Annotated in this window: 15 protein-coding genes and 1 tRNA gene; 7 read left to right on the top strand and 9 right to left on the bottom strand. The window is 35.0% G+C overall.

Features of this window, described 5'->3' with window-relative positions; translation table 11 throughout:
- Nucleotides 1-29 precede the first annotated feature (29 nt).
- The 4 genes from NBRC110019_RS12335 to NBRC110019_RS12320 all read right to left on the bottom strand — a co-directional run bounded on the left by NBRC110019_RS12335 (nucleotide 30) and on the right by NBRC110019_RS12320 (nucleotide 7,778).
- Nucleotides 30-494: a hypothetical protein gene (locus NBRC110019_RS12335; protein WP_281755290.1), complete on the bottom strand. Its 465-nt coding sequence runs from the start codon at nucleotides 492-494 to the stop codon at nucleotides 30-32.
- A gap of 6 nt (nucleotides 495-500) precedes the next feature.
- Nucleotides 501-2,993, bottom strand: a complete 2,493-nt coding sequence (locus NBRC110019_RS12330) for a hypothetical protein (protein ID WP_281755289.1) — start codon at nucleotides 2,991-2,993, stop codon at nucleotides 501-503.
- 79 nt (nucleotides 2,994-3,072) lie between these two features.
- The gene (locus NBRC110019_RS12325; RefSeq protein WP_281755288.1) at nucleotides 3,073-6,609 is read right to left on the bottom strand and encodes a hypothetical protein; all 3,537 of its coding nucleotides are present in this window, start codon (nucleotides 6,607-6,609) and stop codon (nucleotides 3,073-3,075) included.
- A 689-nt stretch (nucleotides 6,610-7,298) separates the two neighbouring features.
- Complete coding sequence (locus tag NBRC110019_RS12320) at nucleotides 7,299-7,778, bottom strand: acyl-CoA thioesterase (protein WP_281755287.1); 480 nt, start codon at nucleotides 7,776-7,778, stop codon at nucleotides 7,299-7,301.
- A gap of 92 nt (nucleotides 7,779-7,870) precedes the next feature.
- On the opposite strand from NBRC110019_RS12320, the gene NBRC110019_RS12315 reads away from it, so the two are divergent.
- From NBRC110019_RS12315 to NBRC110019_RS12290, 6 genes are all read left to right on the top strand, one after another.
- Nucleotides 7,871-8,833 carry a YheT family hydrolase gene (locus tag NBRC110019_RS12315; RefSeq protein ID WP_281755285.1) on the top strand — a complete coding sequence of 321 codons (963 nt, stop codon included), beginning with the start codon at nucleotides 7,871-7,873 and terminating at the stop codon, nucleotides 8,831-8,833.
- Nucleotides 8,834-8,873: 40 nt separating this feature from the next.
- Entirely contained in the window at nucleotides 8,874-9,368 is a 495-nt protein-coding gene (locus NBRC110019_RS12310; RefSeq protein WP_281755284.1) for a c-type cytochrome, read from the top strand.
- Nucleotides 9,369-9,634: 266 nt separating this feature from the next.
- Entirely contained in the window at nucleotides 9,635-10,492 is an 858-nt protein-coding gene (locus NBRC110019_RS12305; protein ID WP_281755282.1) for a YicC/YloC family endoribonuclease, read from the top strand.
- 24 nt (nucleotides 10,493-10,516) lie between these two features.
- The gene (gene gmk, locus NBRC110019_RS12300) at nucleotides 10,517-11,089 is read left to right on the top strand and encodes a guanylate kinase (RefSeq protein ID WP_281755281.1); all 573 of its coding nucleotides are present in this window, start codon (nucleotides 10,517-10,519) and stop codon (nucleotides 11,087-11,089) included.
- A 10-nt stretch (nucleotides 11,090-11,099) separates the two neighbouring features.
- Entirely contained in the window at nucleotides 11,100-11,681 is a 582-nt protein-coding gene (gene nadD, locus NBRC110019_RS12295; RefSeq protein WP_281755280.1) for a nicotinate (nicotinamide) nucleotide adenylyltransferase, read from the top strand.
- Between the two features lie 330 nt (nucleotides 11,682-12,011).
- Nucleotides 12,012-12,272 (top strand): T9SS type A sorting domain-containing protein, encoded by a 261-nt coding sequence (locus NBRC110019_RS12290; protein WP_281755278.1) that lies wholly within the window; start codon nucleotides 12,012-12,014, stop codon nucleotides 12,270-12,272.
- Nucleotides 12,273-12,478: 206 nt separating this feature from the next.
- Here NBRC110019_RS12290 and NBRC110019_RS12285 read toward each other — a convergent pair whose 3' ends face one another.
- The 4 genes from NBRC110019_RS12285 to NBRC110019_RS12270 form a co-directional block, all read right to left on the bottom strand.
- Entirely contained in the window at nucleotides 12,479-12,967 is a 489-nt protein-coding gene (locus NBRC110019_RS12285) for a hypothetical protein (protein ID WP_281755276.1), read from the bottom strand.
- A 34-nt stretch (nucleotides 12,968-13,001) separates the two neighbouring features.
- Nucleotides 13,002-13,568, bottom strand: a complete 567-nt coding sequence (pth, locus tag NBRC110019_RS12280; RefSeq protein ID WP_281755274.1) for an aminoacyl-tRNA hydrolase — start codon at nucleotides 13,566-13,568, stop codon at nucleotides 13,002-13,004.
- Between the two features lie 113 nt (nucleotides 13,569-13,681).
- Nucleotides 13,682-14,284, bottom strand: a complete 603-nt coding sequence (locus NBRC110019_RS12275) for a 50S ribosomal protein L25/general stress protein Ctc (protein ID WP_281755272.1) — start codon at nucleotides 14,282-14,284, stop codon at nucleotides 13,682-13,684.
- Between the two features lie 28 nt (nucleotides 14,285-14,312).
- On the bottom strand, nucleotides 14,313-15,254 hold the full coding sequence (locus tag NBRC110019_RS12270) for a ribose-phosphate pyrophosphokinase (RefSeq protein WP_281755270.1): 942 nt from the start codon (nucleotides 15,252-15,254) through the stop codon (nucleotides 14,313-14,315).
- Nucleotides 15,255-15,647: 393 nt separating this feature from the next.
- Here NBRC110019_RS12270 and NBRC110019_RS12265 point away from each other — a divergent pair.
- Nucleotides 15,648-15,729 (top strand) — tRNA-Leu (locus NBRC110019_RS12265).
- 104 nt (nucleotides 15,730-15,833) lie between these two features.
- Here NBRC110019_RS12265 and NBRC110019_RS12260 read toward each other — a convergent pair.
- Nucleotides 15,834-16,066, bottom strand: a 233-nt coding sequence (locus NBRC110019_RS12260) for a hypothetical protein (RefSeq protein WP_281755268.1), incomplete at its 5' end; no start/stop codon positions are given.

Raw genomic sequence — 16,066 nt, 5'->3', positions numbered from 1 at the left:
CTTCCTTTGTATTTGTTTTTAGAATTGATTTATAACCAATCCATTTCCCTATTCATACTATAATTTGTAGAAGTCCATTCTCCTTTAAAAATAGCTACGAGTGCGCTAAAAATTTTAATCATATTTTGTGTTTTAAAAGGTTTTCTCCATTCATTTTCCCAATATTCTGATATTATCGGGAATCCAAATAATTCTTCCATAGAGATATAGGTTCCTTTACTTTTCATTTTCTCCAGGATGTTTTCAAATAACCGAATCATTTCTTTTTCATCCTCTTCGTCTTTTAAATCCTCTTCCCAAGAAAAACTTAGGTACGAACGAAAATACCCGCTTAGGACTCCTTTAGCATCATCTGTTAATTCTTCTATATCTTTAAAATGATACTCATTAGTAGTTAGCTCTTGGTAAATGTACTGAGAGGCTAATTCCATAACTTTTTCTGTTATCCAAAAACCGTAGTCCTTGTTTTTATAGTCAATAAATGTAACTGCCATTGGTTATTATTTTAGGTTTAATTTAATTAAATATTTATCATCTACATATTGTTTGTATTCAAAAGTAGGGCTTTCAATATAATCTAATACCCTTTGCTGCAAGTCAGGATGAAATTTATCCATATTCTTAAAGTCAATCACTACATAATCTAATGGTGGACTATCACTTTCTGGAGCATGAATTTTTTTAAAATGTTTATGAAGAGAAGCTTTGAATTTATTCCAATTTTTAGTATAGTTATGTGCCCAAGCATTAATGGCTTCTTCCCTATCAGGTAGCCCCATCGGGTCTAAACTTTTACCTTCTAACAGTCCTGAAAGCATTTGAATGTCACCAGCCTCCCCTTCAACAGATACTCTTGAGATACCATCGTATTTAAGTTCTAAATCTATAAAGCTTTCTATTTCATGAGTTCCAAACACATTGTTGGTGGCTACGTCTTTAGCTTCTTTAAGACGTTCAAAACGTTTTTCAAAATACAATGTTTTTATTTCATTGGAAAGTTTTTCACCTTTATTTACAAGTTTAGGATGAAGAATTTTCTGAAGTTCTTCTATCGAAGAAGCGGATATAATTATCTCGTCACGAAATACAGCTATCCGCGCAACAATCTCATTCGTTTCATCTGTTAAACCCATAAATACAACGCCAGCTTTTTCTAGTCTGGTTAGTTGCGCAGTTTTAAACCGTAAAATAGTTCCTTTAAATACCTCCTCTACACCAATAACTGCATTTTTTACCGTGTTTCCGTTAAAATTAGAAATGAGTTTAGTAATTAAAATCCTTAGAGGTTTTTTAGCCGCAGTAGATGCCAGTTTGTAAATGCTGGTTGCTAAGGTTAATGTAGACCGCACCAATGCAGGCGCACTTATAATAGCTGTTGCCAGGCCGCCGTAAAAATATACTTTTTCTAGAACGGCTAGTAGTTCCTTGCCATATTTTAGCTGCAATATTTCTTCTTTAAATGCTATAATGGCAAGCCCTGAAGCTGCTACACCAATATCTAAAATACCCAGAAATATAAGAAAGGGTGTACCTGAAAATAATGTTGCTATACCAAAGGCTAGAGCCAATATGTTTGCGCCTATCTCTATTAGTTCTTTTACTTCTTCCCATTCTTTTTGGTATGCTAGGTCTTTTACAAAAATTGCGGGCGCTAAAATGGTTATGGTTTCATTTTTTTCATCTACCATTTTTAGTGTTACCATATCCATAGGATGCAAAGATTTTGTTTGACCTATGTTTTTCCAACTTACTCTCTTAAAATTACTACCAACCCGTGGAACTGCACTATATGATAAATAATGAGCAGCTTGTTTTTCTTGTTGCGTTAAATCTATTTTATCTGCAGAAGTATCTTTTGTAACAATATTACTATCAACCCTGTGGGTATCATCAAAGCTGAAAACAATATCTCTTTTTATATGTTCATTAGACCCATCATTCGATTCGTTCATGTGGCTTAAACATATAGCGTTCATAAGGGAGGCGAATATACTTTTGTTTGTTACAAATTTTTGGGAGCTTTGTAAACTAATTTCCTCGCCATCATCTGTTTTTTGAGAAACTATTTCAATAGAAGTTTTTAATTCACCTTTTTCTAATAGGTTATACGTTTTTATGATCGTTTGTGGATTTTCCTCTAACTTATCATACAAGAACTTTACACTTTTTTCTTGATTATAAATACCCTTAAGTATTTTTATAAGAACATTACTACTATCAACAAACCAACCAGTCTCATCGTAGGTTAACAGTTTCTGAAAGCCCTCCCATAGCTTTTCTCTATCTAGTTTGTCTATCACAAACTGAGGTGCCAGTTCATATAACCATTTTAAAGACTTACTGTCTTCTGTACTCTTAAATTTATCTAAAAATTTATCTTCTACGGCTTTTCGTATATGAGTTCGGCTATCAATATGTTCAATAAATGCAATAAGGTCCTCGGGATTGTGTGTAGACAAAATAATGGCAGTATATTTTCTTCTGTCTTCATCAGAAGCATTTGCCCTGCAATCTTTAGTGTTTTTATAATACATATAAAATCTAAAAACAGCTTCTTGTCTTTGCGGGTAAATGTTTACTTGGTAACTGTAATTTTTGTCTAAACCATAGACTGTTGTGTTTAGTGAAGAATAAAAAGAGGCGTTAGTTTCTTCATTATCATCATTAATATAGGTAAAACTGGTTCCTATAATTTGGGGTTCGGGTTGAGTATAAATATTTTTTGCAAATGGGTAAACATCGCCACTACCAGCTTTAGCATATATTATTTTTTCTTCGCCTTCGTAGTTGGTGTAGTCAAAATTAAATTTAGAGCTATTTCTGTTTCTTTTTAAATCGTCTGCAAGCTCTTGTAATTTTGCACTTCTGGTATAAAAAGAATCTGTAAACTCATCACATGGTTTTTTATAAAAAACACTGTTAGTGCCAAAAGCACTATCGTTAGCTACCTCATTTCCTATTTGCATTAAGGGGTTGTCTTCAAAATATTCCATTGTATGTTTCTATTTGGTAGAAAAGAAATAGAAACCAGCCTCTGTGCAGAGACTGGTTGTTTAAAAACTACTACTGGTTTTAGGTAGTGGTAGTAGTATCGGGTTCAAGGTTGGTAAATACTTCGGTTTTATTTACAATCTCTGTAGTACAGGCGGTTTGGTCTGCTACTTCAAAGTCGTCAATATCATCGCAATTGCATGGTAATGCTTTATCTACCTGTAAGCCAATACTATCTGCTTGTAAAATAGTAAGAGAGGTTGGTACACGAGTTTTCCAGGCTTTACCCTCTGGTAATCCTTTGGTTTCTTTTAACTCGTCTACTACCGATAAATACAAGTCGTCTTCAATAACCGGTAATTCTCCTCCGTTCCAAATGTTTCCGGTTGCCATGTAGTGTAGTACAGCATCTTCAAAACCTGGGCGTACAGTAAGGACCACTCTGGCTAAACCAGATTTCATAAAGTTGCTAAAAAGTTCATCATCATTTTCATAGTGATAGAGTTCTTTCCAGTCTTCGCGGCTACCCCAATAAAAAGGATAGAACTTGTATGACATAATATCCCATTCAAAAGCCTGCTCCATAAAGGCAGCAAAAGATGCGTATTTGTTAAGGTTTTTAGATACCCCTACTTCATAGTTTTGCATGTTACTACCAGAGTACATAGTTTTACCATACGTATAGGTTGCATCTGGTGTTTGGTCTACCAAATAAGAGATACAGTTTTTGCGTAATACGGTTTGCTCAATTTGTCTGTAAAATAATGGGTTCGACTCATAAATAGTTTTAGCGGTTTCTTCGGCAGCCTTTTTTTCTGCAAGGTAATTTGCCAATAAATCTTCATAAGCCGTAATAATGGAATTAAATGTATCTAATTGCCATTGCTCGTAACTATCGGTAGTACGTTCACATCTTACCGTAACATTAATATTACCGGTATGATGCCCTAAAGAGTCATATGACACTGGAATGCTGCCTACAAAGTTATCAATATTATGGAAAGCAGGTAATAGACTTTGAGTAAAGTTCTTCCCTCCAACACTTACTTGTGTACCACCATGCGATCCGTTAGGTTCATCCGCTACGTGCCAAATTACTTTTACCTGACTCGATTTGTACCCTTCTGGAATAGTGATGTCTTCGGCTCCTGCAGCTATTTCGTCCCATTCGTTGCCAGAAGTTTCCATGGCTGTAAAAGAGAGCGCTTTACCAATTTTAATGAACTCTGTCGGAGGTACTGTAAGTTCTATGTTATAGGCTGCCCCTAACTCTTTATAGTTCGTTTCGGTTATGTGTGATGCATCAGGATACCCATTTGTTCTAGGGTCAATTGGTTTTTCAAGCGTAATGGTATTGTCTTCTGCTGCAATTTCGCTCATTGCCAAGCGGTGTAGCTTAGATGGTTGCGGAATTAGAAACTCATAAGTTAAGCGTTTACCATAGTTGTAAATTTGGTTTTTGTAAATTTTATCTACCCAACGGTATACACCCACAACATGGTCTGCCCCTTTACGGTTGTCAAATCCGTGTTTGTTGGTTTCTTCGTATTCTTCAACAATTTTGGTAACACGTTCTTCTTTCACTTTTTGTACCACTCTGTCTGTAGCTTGTGCTGTAAGTTCTTGTGCCTCTGTAACCGCTTGGTTAATACTATCTTCTTTAGAGGTATTATAAGCAAAGTTAGCACCTGCACTTACGTTAAAGGCTTTACCTTTATAACCTACATTACTATGGGCACTTGTATCTTTTGTTTCAGATATAATTTGTGCAATTTCAGTTTGCATCTCATACCTGTTGGTAGTGGTAGAGTCGGTTAATTTTTCTGTTTCAGCTTCCGAAGAGATAGAGGTAGTATCTTCCTGAGTGCGTAACCTGCGAGTCTCTTTTTCTTTGTACGCTCTTGCCATTACGTTTTCAATGTGCGATACTTCTCCTTCTACATAGCAATGCACACTTTGTTCTACCTTGCGGTAATCTGCAATACCTAACTGGCGCATACCATATCCTGTTGGTATGTACAGCCCGTCTATAGAAGTAGCTTCGTCGGTGTTATCTTCTTCTTGAGTATTGTCTGCTACGTTATCACAAAAAATATGGCTGTATAACCAGTCTCCGTTTGCTTCAAAATCCTGAGATATTTGATCTCCGTTAGCAAGGTTTACGGTTAAACTAACATAGGTGGTTGTAATACTGTTTGGGAAGTTATTTGTAGTAAATTTCAATTTGTATAAGTCATTGTTAAACAAACTTATAAACTCTGTGGTAGTGTATGTATCTGCACCACTTGTATTGCTGGTTTTAAGTGTTGCTGTTACAGAGTTAATGGTGGTGTCTTTTGTACTGCTACTAATGATAAAATGGTAGGTCCAAGGGCAAGAGCCTTTTACGGGACTATCTTTAGTACCTATAAATTTTAAAGTATAGCATACATCAACAATTTCTTGTGGTGTTTCATACTCTAAATCTGGATTTTCAGAGATAATGGTTCCTCCTAAACTAACTTGTTTTTGTTTTAGCGGAGTGTTTTCAAATAATTGCCTATTTGCACGTACTTCTTCAGAGGTTAAAATTTCTTTAAACTCGTCGTATGTGCTTATTTCCGAAATAGAAGTTAGCTCAGACAATAGAGTATAAGTGTCTGTTTGCATTTCAGCAAGCGCTTTGGTTTCCGATATTTCCACTAAAGGTGTATAAGAAAACTCCGGAATGCTTGGGTATGCTGTAGTATTGACTTTATCAAAAAGGAATCCTTCTTTTTGGATGTCGCCTAGGCTAGTTTTACCTTCAAACCATGCTTTCTCTTCTTTACTAATATCCGCCTTAAAGGTGTCAATTGTAGGTTGAATATCCCTTTTATACTCAGCCAATCTAGCTTCATAATTGGCTACTTCTAAAGCCTGGTGCTTTTTTTTAAGGTTTTTGATATCTGCTTTGGCAACTGCAATTTTGGCTAATTTGTCTTTAGCAATTTTAGCATTTTGTTCTCTCGTCCATTTTGTGTTTAATTTAGAAACAATACCGTTTGTTCTTACCGAAGTTGTTTTTACTTCATCAGAAAAATTAAACAGCTCTTTAGGAAGTACTACTTTGGCATCTATATAAGTTTTTAAAAGGGGGATAATTTCTGTATCGGTTTTTCCTTCATCTACTAAGATAATATAGCCAGAAACCACGTGGTCAGCGACTAATAATAGTATAAGATCCTCTTTTAAATATGCATTTTGTTGGGTTACAATCTGGTAAAATAGGTTAGACCAGATGGTTTTGGATCTCTCACTTGCTAGTGGGGATACATCTTCGACGTTGAGTTGTTCAATAATATTGTCTTCATAGTCTGTTCTGTTTCTCGAAAGCCATAATCCAAAGTCGTATAACCTACGACGCAGGGCTTTAATCTCTGCCTTGTCTATTATAGGAGTAAAAGATGAAGCAGCTAATTGTAAGGTACTATTCATACTCTCTTTAGAAAGTTTAGCCGATATTTCATCGTAAAATGCACCAGTTTTTTGAGACTCCGGTTGTAAAATAAATCGTTCAGATTTTCCGTTTTCATCAGTTAGTTGTGGACTTCTAAGGCTGGCGAACCTGTACAAGGTCTGTGACGCTTGTTCACTCATAATATTGTATAATTTTATAACTAAGAAGTATCGTCTTTCATGAAAGGATTTGCTATATGACAACTTATATGCCGTTTTGCTGTGCAGTGAAGAAGTAATAAAGGGTTAAAAATGCAACCTACAAGTTATGTGTAAATGCAATGATATGTGTATTAATTGTTTGCTTAAAATCGAGATTCTCCCGATGTTCATTTTTATGTTTTAACGTGTTGATTTATAGTATTTTATGTTTTTTAGGTTTAGGTTGTTTTTGCAAACTGACATCGGGTTTTTTACAGAAAATATGTCAGTGTCAATGGCTTCTTTTGTATTTGTTTTTCTACAGTTGTTCATAAACCTGTGGATAACCTATTACATTTTATCATTTTTTTTAGAATCCTTTAACCTTGCTTGTCCGCCTTACTTACTACTTTTATAGAAAGGAAAAGCTACTGCTGTTTGGAACGGTACAATTACGAAGGGTTAGGTGATAGTGACGCAGAGAAGTTTGCAACACTTGTGAAGCATGTAGAGGAACATTGCCCGGTATCTTAGTTGTTAGCTACCAAAATTACAGTTGACTTATCTTAAATTATGGTATTAAAATATACGGAATACCATCCAGAAGCATAAAAATTTGTTGAGTAAATTTAGTTGTAAATAGATAAAAAGCTCCGATGTAAGAGGTTGCATCGGGGCTTTTTTGTATCTTATAAGTTAATGTTTACGGGTTTTTTACTGTACTTTCGAGTGTCTTCTTTTGTTAGTGTTCTGTAATTATCAGCTCTGAATTCTGCCCCTAATAGTGATTTTAGATCATCTGGTAATCCTATTAATTTACGGGTTCCTAAATCTATCCAAGCACCCATCATTTCGCAATGCGCAAAGTTGGTTCCGTCTTCTTTATAAAAGTTGTGATGAAATTCAAAAAATCGATAGTCTTCACTTATCCCTGCAATTTCTAAAGAAACCTTTACAGGTTTACCTGCAAATACCTCTTTAAAGTAGTACATGTGTTCGTAAAATACTACTGGGCCTATATTGTATTTAGCCATTTCTTTTTGGCTAAAGCCGTTTTCCATTAAGAATCCCATACGGGTATGACTCATAAAATTAATATAAGCCGAATTGCCTAAATGTCTATTCGCGTCGGTGTCGCTCCAACGTATTTCAAATTCTTTTAAGTACATAATTGGTTGTAATTTTCTATGCGCGCATAATACATTATAAAAATAATCGGTTTTTTCTAAAGTAGCTGTATCTTTATATAAAATTTAGTTGCATGCCTTTGGTTTCGTCTTCATATAATCCTCCTTCACTATTTAAAAACGGTCATTTTGCTACTATTTATTGTAGTGTATTTAGAAAGGTGTATTGTTTGCAAAAGAGGGAAAGAATTATATTAGAGGATGGAGATTTTTTAGATTTAGACTGGAGCTATGCTACTGAAAAAACAGATAAGCTTGTTATACTGTTGCATGGTTTGGAGGGCAGTGCACAAAGACCGTATGTTAAAGGAGCAGCGAAAATTTTTAACGAGCATCATGTAGATGCTTGCGCTGTTAACTTTAGAAGTTGTAGTGGCGAAACCAATAATAGTTTTGGTTCCTACCATAGTGGGCAAACGCAGGATTTGGCAGCAGTGATAGCGCATGCTTTAGCAAAGCAACAGTACCAAACCATTATCTTAAAAGGGTTTAGTCTTGGAGCAAATGTGATACTTAAGTATTTGAGTTCTCATGGCAATATTGCGAGGGAAGTAAAGGCGGCTATTGCTGTTTCGGCACCTTGTGATTTGTATGGTACGATGCGGCAATTACACCAAAAACAAAATATAATCTATCATACCAAGTTTAAGAAAGACCTGTTGGCAAAGTTGAGAGATAAGCAGCAAAGGTTTCCTGAATTATTAACTTCTGAAGATATTAAGGCTATTAAAACGTTGAAAGATTTTGATGATATCTATACCTCAAGAGCGCACCACTTTAAAGATGCTTTAGATTATTATGCAAAGGCAAGTTCTTTACCAGGGCTACAGGATATAACTGTTCCAACTTTAATTTTAAATGCTAAAAACGATTCGTTTTTATCTCCTTCCTGTTATCCGTTTGAGGTGGCAGAAAAACATGATTCCTTATATTTAGAAACGCCAAAGTGCGGTGGGCATGTTGGTTTCTATATGCATGGTAAGTATTCATATAACGAAATTAGATCGATAGATTTTATGAAAAATGTCATTTTTTAAATTACACAATTAAAATACTTTAGCAATGAAAATAAATAGTATGTCGCAATTAAAATATGTTTTTATAGTAGCATTGGCACTTTGCTTTGTACAATGTAATACACCTGATAAAAAAGAAAAGAAAGGTTTTAAGTACGAGCATAAGAAGCAAGAACAAAAAAGTAAGAAAGAAGAGAAGGAAGCAGTTATAGTTCCGGTAGATTTGAATAATAAGGGAATTGGACCTGTTACAGCGTTAACATTTCCGGCTGGAATAGATACCGGATTAGCCGAAAAAGGAAAGGCAATTTACATGGAAAAATGTACAGCTTGCCATATGGCTACTAAAAAATTAGTAGGGCCCGCATTGAAAGGGGTATACGATGTAAGAAGTCCGGAATGGGTAATGAATATGATTATAAACCCTATTGAGATGTTAAAGAAAGATCCGATAGCGAAAGCATTGCAAGAAGAATGCAATGGCGCAGTAATGATAGACCAACGTATAAGTCAGGAAGATGCTCGATCTATAGCAGAATACCTACGTACGTTATAAGACACGCCACTCGTTTTAATTAAAATTGCACATAGTTTATACTCCTAACTAACCGACCTTAACTATGTGTAATTTTTTTATTTATTCTTGTTTTAAAATTGAAAATCAGATATTTAAGAGTATAGTGACTTGCATATAACTTACGGGTTTTTGTGTGCAGTTACAATGCGTCTTAATTAATAAATAGTAGTATAAAATGTTTGTTAGGTACCAGTAAACAACATCTATTTTGTTTTATTACCTTTGCAACTCTTATAAATGTTCTTATGATACAATCTATGACAGGCTTTGGGAAGCATACTATACAGCTACCCACCAAAAAGATTACAGTAGAATTAAAATCTCTTAATAGTAAAAGTATTGATTTAAATGCACGAATTCCCGGGGCTTACCGCGAAAAGGAATTAAGTATGCGTAATACCATAGCCAATGAGCTAAAGAGGGGGAAGGTAGATTTTGGTTTATATATAGAGATTACAGCTGAAGAGACATCAACACAAGTAAATGAAGCTATTGTAAAGCAATACATTCAGCAACTTAAAAATGTAGTTGACGGGGATGAGGTTGAGTTATTAAAAATGGCTGTTAGAATGCCTGATGCCTTAAAAACGGAACGTGAAGAAATTGATGAAGAAGAATTTGCGAAGGTTGAAATGGCGTTAGAAGAAGCGTTAAAGGCAATTGTAGAGTTTAGGACCGAAGAAGGCCATGCGCTTACAAGAGAGTTTGAGTTGCGTATTAAGAATATAAGTGATTTATTAGAGGAAATAAAAGTAATAGATCCTGAACGTACCTCAATGATTCGTGAAAGATTAGAGAAAGCGGTGAGTGAAGTAAAGGAAAAAGTTGATGAGGATCGTTTTGAACAAGAACTTATTTTCTATCTAGAAAAATATGATATTACTGAAGAGAAAGTACGCTTGGCAAATCACTTAAGTTACTTTACCGAGACTTTAAATACTGACGATTCTAATGGTAGAAAGCTAGGCTTTATTTGTCAGGAAATTGGTAGAGAAATAAATACTATGGGTTCTAAAAGTAATTATGCACCTATGCAAAAGGTAGTAGTGCAAATGAAAGATGAACTTGAAAAGATTAAGGAACAGGTTTTAAACGTTTTATAATATTTTAAAAGATAATTTTAGTTCGTGAAACAGGGAAAGCTTATTGTGTTTTCGGCACCATCGGGTAGTGGAAAAACAACGATTGTACGACATTTACTTAGCAAAGAAGAGTTGAATCTTGAATTTTCTATCTCATGTACCTCGAGAGAGCCAAGAGGTGAGGAAGTTCATGGTAAAGATTATTACTTTTTATCGTTACATGATTTTAAACAACACATTAAAAACGGTGATTTTTTAGAGTGGGAAGAAGTGTATAGAGATAACTTTTACGGAACACTAAAAGCAGAGGTAGAGCGTATTTGGGCGTTAGGCAAACACGTTATCTTTGATATTGATGTGGCTGGTGGTCTTCGTATTAAAAAGAAATTCCCAGAACAAACGTTGGCGGTTTTTGTAAAACCACCAAGTATTGATGAGCTAAAAATACGTTTGAAACAACGTAAAACAGAAAGTGAAGAAAAAATAAACATGCGTATTGCCAAGGCTTCTGTTGAGTTGGCAACTGCACCGCAGTTTGATACTATTATTAAAAATTACGAACTTGACGTGGCTTTAGAAGAGGCAGAAACACTAGTGACTAATTTTATTAATAACTAGGCAAAACAGTATGAAAAAAGTAGGGTTGTATTTTGGTACTTTTAATCCCATTCATATAGGACATTTGGTAATTGCCAATCATTTTGCAGAGCATACCGATCTGGAAGAAATTTGGATGGTGGTAACTCCTCATAATCCTTTTAAAAAGAAAAGTACCTTGCTAGATAATTACCAGCGTTTAGAAATGGTATATCTGGCAACCGAGTCTTATGAGTTTTTAAAGCCAAATGATATAGAGTTTGGGTTGCCACAACCCAACTACACGGCTGATACCTTGGTCTACTTACAAGAAAAATACCTTCAGTATGAGTTTTCCCTCATTATGGGAGAAGATAATCTAAATTCTTTTCATAAGTGGAAAAATAGTGACGTAATTTTAGCGAATCATCATATTTATGTATATCCGCGCTTGCTAGATAGTGCCTTAGAAGAGTCATTAGTAAAAAGCGGTAAAATACATATGGTACATGCACCAATTATAGAAATATCTTCTTCTTTTATACGGGATGAAATTAAGGAAGGAAAGAATGTAAGACCTTTGCTACCAGAGAAAGTTTGGGAGTATATAGACAACAATTTGTTCTACAAATAATAATGCTTTAGAAACACTTTTCTTGATTTTCTACAAATAGTGTTGATGATTGCAATTCTATTAAATAGTTCTGTTTTTTAAGGGTATTGTTATAAAAAACTATGTTTTAGGTTTAAATCATTAGAAATAACAAAAATTTTTAAGGTTTTTTTTGAATTCGTTACATTTGCCTCCATTAATACATCTAATGATAATGTTGAAACTCCAAATGATAACCCACGTATATACGAATTAGAAATTGCAATAGATGCAGCTAACCAAACTAAAACTATTTCTACTGTAGATTTACAAAGAGATTCTGGTGGGGTAGTAAATGTATTTGGTGCTAGTATGAAGTTCTCTGCTGCTGCTTTAGCAAACGAAACGTTTGATGCTACTACTATAGCTGTATATCCTAACCCTGTAAAAGAGGTTTTACAAATTCAAGGGGTAGATGCACTTAACGTATCTGTATACAATATGTTAGGTCAGCGTATGGATGCTGCTTTAAGCAACAATACAGTAAACATGTCAGGTTTAGTGAGTGGTGTTTATTTAGTTACTATTCAAGCTGAAAATGGTTCTAAAACGTTACGTGTTATTAAAAACTAATTTTATGTACTCGATAATCGAGATTTAATACTATAAAAGTAGTTTTAAACTAAAGAACTCATTTCTTTAATACTTTGTGGGGGGCTGCCCCGGAGTAGTTAAGTTTAATTTATATAAGGGGTTACCTATTACAGGTAACCCCTTTTTTTGTAATTCTATGTCTCGTACTGAAATATCGATATGTATAGATCAAATAATTATGTAAATTATTTTAGGGAAATGCTAAGATTTAGCAATTGCTGGTTGGCTACCAAGTTAGGGATACTTACCGTTAAGGTATTTTTTTTAAGGCTTATAATGCCCGAGGTAATAGGGTAAACACCAGCCTTACCTTTGCAATAACATTGTACATTTAATACTGGGTTAAGCTGTTGTATCTCCTTGTCTATCCATTCTCCTTGGGTAATGTTATTGGGTAGTTGAAACAGTAGTGTTTCGGTATAGCCGCCATCTACAGTGGTGGCGTCTTTACCGGTTTCGTAAGTGTATTTTATTACGGTTGTATTGGTGTTTTCCGAGAAGTTGTAATAAGTTCCTGTGTCGCTATTCCCTAATACATTTAACTGTTTGTTTTGCTCAACAATAACAGTGCAATCTGTGCATTCGGTAGTAGCTTGGGCTATATTACCTATTTGTTTAGGGGTGCTGCAGGCAAATAATACCAAGCAGGCAGCCGCTATAAGTACTTTTTTCATGTGTGAGTTTTTCCTAAAAGTACAAAAAACGTGCCTATTTGCCGTTAAAGGTGTTCATGGTGGTGTTAAGACCCGATAATACGAACGAGGGAATAATCTCGGTACCTTTCTCTAAGCGCTCTATAAGCTGTTTTTCTTCCTCCTCAGACCATTTCCCGAGTACATAGTCTATTTGCTGGCCTTTTTTAAAAGCATCGCTAATACCGAATCTAAAACGCGGGTAATTGGTGGTTTGTAATTGTGCTTGTATGTCCTTTAACCCATTATGTCCGCCATCGCTACCCTTGCCTTTAATGCGTATAGAGCCAAAAGATAAGTTAAGGTCGTCTGTAATTACCAATAGGTTTTCTATAGGCACTTTTTCTTTTTCCATCCAATAGCGTATGGCTTTACCGCTAAGGTTCATATAGGTACTCGGTTTAAGTAATATAATGGTGCGCCCTTTTACTTTATGTGTGGCAAGGCTACCCAGTTTAGCTGTTTCAAATGTAAGTGCATGCTTTTTTGCATAGGCATCTACTATTTTAAAACCAATGTTATGACGGGTATCATCGTACTCGCTCCCTATATTTCCTAGTCCGGCAATTAAAAACTTTTTCATTTTTAGTATACGCTATATTCTATAATTAAATACTTCGAGTTTTGCTTCTAGGTTGCAAAAATAAAAAAAGCACTCTATATAGAGTGCTTTTAAAATATTTAGGTTATTGAACCTTATTTTTTCTTTCCTGCAGTTTTCTCTGCTTTTGCAGCTTCTTGAGCAGCTTTCATTGCAGCACGAGAAATTCTTACCTGACAAACAACGGTGTTGTCTGGGTGCATAATTTTGTAGCTTTCTTGTGGTAAAGCTGTAACATATAATTTGTTACCCATTTCTAAACCAGAAATATCTGCGTAGATAAAATCAGGTAAGTTTGCTGGTAAAGCTTTTACTTTAAGTTTACGATTGTTTAAACTTAAAACACCACCGGCCATAACACCAGGAGCACTACCTTCAACTTTAATCGGAATTTCAATAGTAACTTCTTTATCATCGTGTAATTGATAAAAGTCGATGTGAAGAATTTCATCAGTTACAGGGTGAAATTGAATGTCTTGTAAAATAGCATTGTACGTAGTACCAGCTAGGTCAATCACTGCGGTATGTGCATCCGGAGTGTAAACCAAGTTTCTGAATTCTAATGTTTCAGCTGAAAAGTGAACTGGGCTGTCTCCTCCGTATAATACGCAAGGAACCTGTCCAGCATTACGTAAGGCTTTAGTAGCTACTTTGCCTACGCTTTCTCTTTGAGATCCTTTAATTGTAATTGACTTCATTTTATATAAAAATTAAATAATAAAAATACTACATTAAAAACTTAGAGCTAATAGATGTATTGTGATGTACTCTGTGCATTACATCGGCAAATAATTTTGAACTGCTCAATACTTTAATTTTTTCGCTCTTCTGTTGTAACGGAATAGAATCTGTAATGATTAATTCCTTTAATGCTGATTTCTCAATGCGCTCATAAGCATTGCCGCTTAATAAAGCGTGAGTAGCAATAGCGCGTACGCTAATAGCACCTCTTTCTATCATTAAATCAGCAGCTTTGGTAAGAGTTCCGGCAGTGTCTACCATATCGTCTACCAAAATTACATTCTTCCCATTAACGTCTCCAATAAGCTCCATGTACTCAATAACGTTAGCTTGTTTACGTTGTTTGTAACAAACAACTACATCGCTGTTTAGGTATTTAGAGTAGGCATAAGCTCTTTTAGAACCTCCCATGTCTGGTGATGCTATGGTAAGGTTGTCTAAGCCAAGGCTTCTTAAATAAGGTAAAAAGATAGTAGATGCAAATAAATGATCTACAGGCTTCTCAAAGAACCCTTGAATTTGATCTGCGTGCAAGTCCATAGTAATAATACGGGTAGCACCGGCAGTTTCTAACATTTTTGCAACCATTTTTGCAGCAATAGGTACACGAGGTTTGTCTTTACGATCCTGACGTGCCCAACCAAAATAGGGCATTACAGCAGTAATATGGCGTGCCGAAGCTCTTTTAGCGGCATCTAGCATTAACAACATCTCCATAAGGTGTTCTGATCCTGGGTGTGTAGATCCGATAATAAATATACGGGCTCCGCGAATAGATTCCTCAAATGACGGTTGAAATTCACCGTCGCTATAAGTAGAGAAAGAAACGTTACCCATTTCTGCACCAAACGCTTTTGCAATGTCTGCTGCCAGGGCTTCACTTTGTCTACAAGCGAAAATTTTTGGTTCTGGGGCTACATATGCCATGGCTAAAATGTTGTTTAATAGTTACTTAAAATAGCTTCTCAAAATGAGGTGCAAAGGTAGAAATTAATTTTTATTAGTAATGCAAAAGTTGAATTTATTTTATGATGATTTTAAGCTAATGATAAGATAACATGCGTTTTGTTTGAAACTCATTACCTTAGTAAGGTATATACCTTTTTTGTTTTGACACAAATTGGAAATTCACGAGACCTTAAAAACAATAAATAGGTGCGAGCCAAAAAGACAAGATTTTTATAGTGATATAGGGTGGTTGCTTAAAGGGAAATAGGGAGAAGTGTTTATTTAATTTTATGTGATTCTAAAAAAAGAAGGGTGCCATAATTTATTTTTGGGTTTGGATAGTAAAAATTAGTATCTTTGCCGTCCTAAAATGCTCGAGTGGCGGAATTGGTAGACGCGCTGGATTCAAAATCCAGTTCTTTCGGGAGTGTGGGTTCGATTCCCACCTCGAGTACTACAAGGCTTAGCCGTGATGTTATCACGGCTTTTTTTGTGCCTAGGTACAACACAATGTTAAAGTTTGAATTTTAACATAAATTGGAGTGTTTTGATGGCAAATTAAAAGGATAATACTCCTTCTTCAAGTAAAGACAAAATCATTTTAGCTCTGCTTTCTACTTCAGTCTCAGCAAATGAAATAAGATTATAGCATTTTCCTTCTTTGGATATTGATAAAGCAATAATTTTATTGTTCATGGTATACTTAGTTATATACTCATGGTTAAATTTTATACTGATCAATTGAGCGTTTTGGTATTTATCTATTTCATTTTCAGAAATGAGATTGTATT

It is taken from the genome of Neptunitalea chrysea, assembly GCF_027924145.1.
Classification (GTDB): domain Bacteria; phylum Bacteroidota; class Bacteroidia; order Flavobacteriales; family Flavobacteriaceae; genus Neptunitalea; species Neptunitalea chrysea.
Note: the sequence above shows the minus strand (reverse complement) of the source record. Positions and strands in the feature narration are given on the sequence as shown.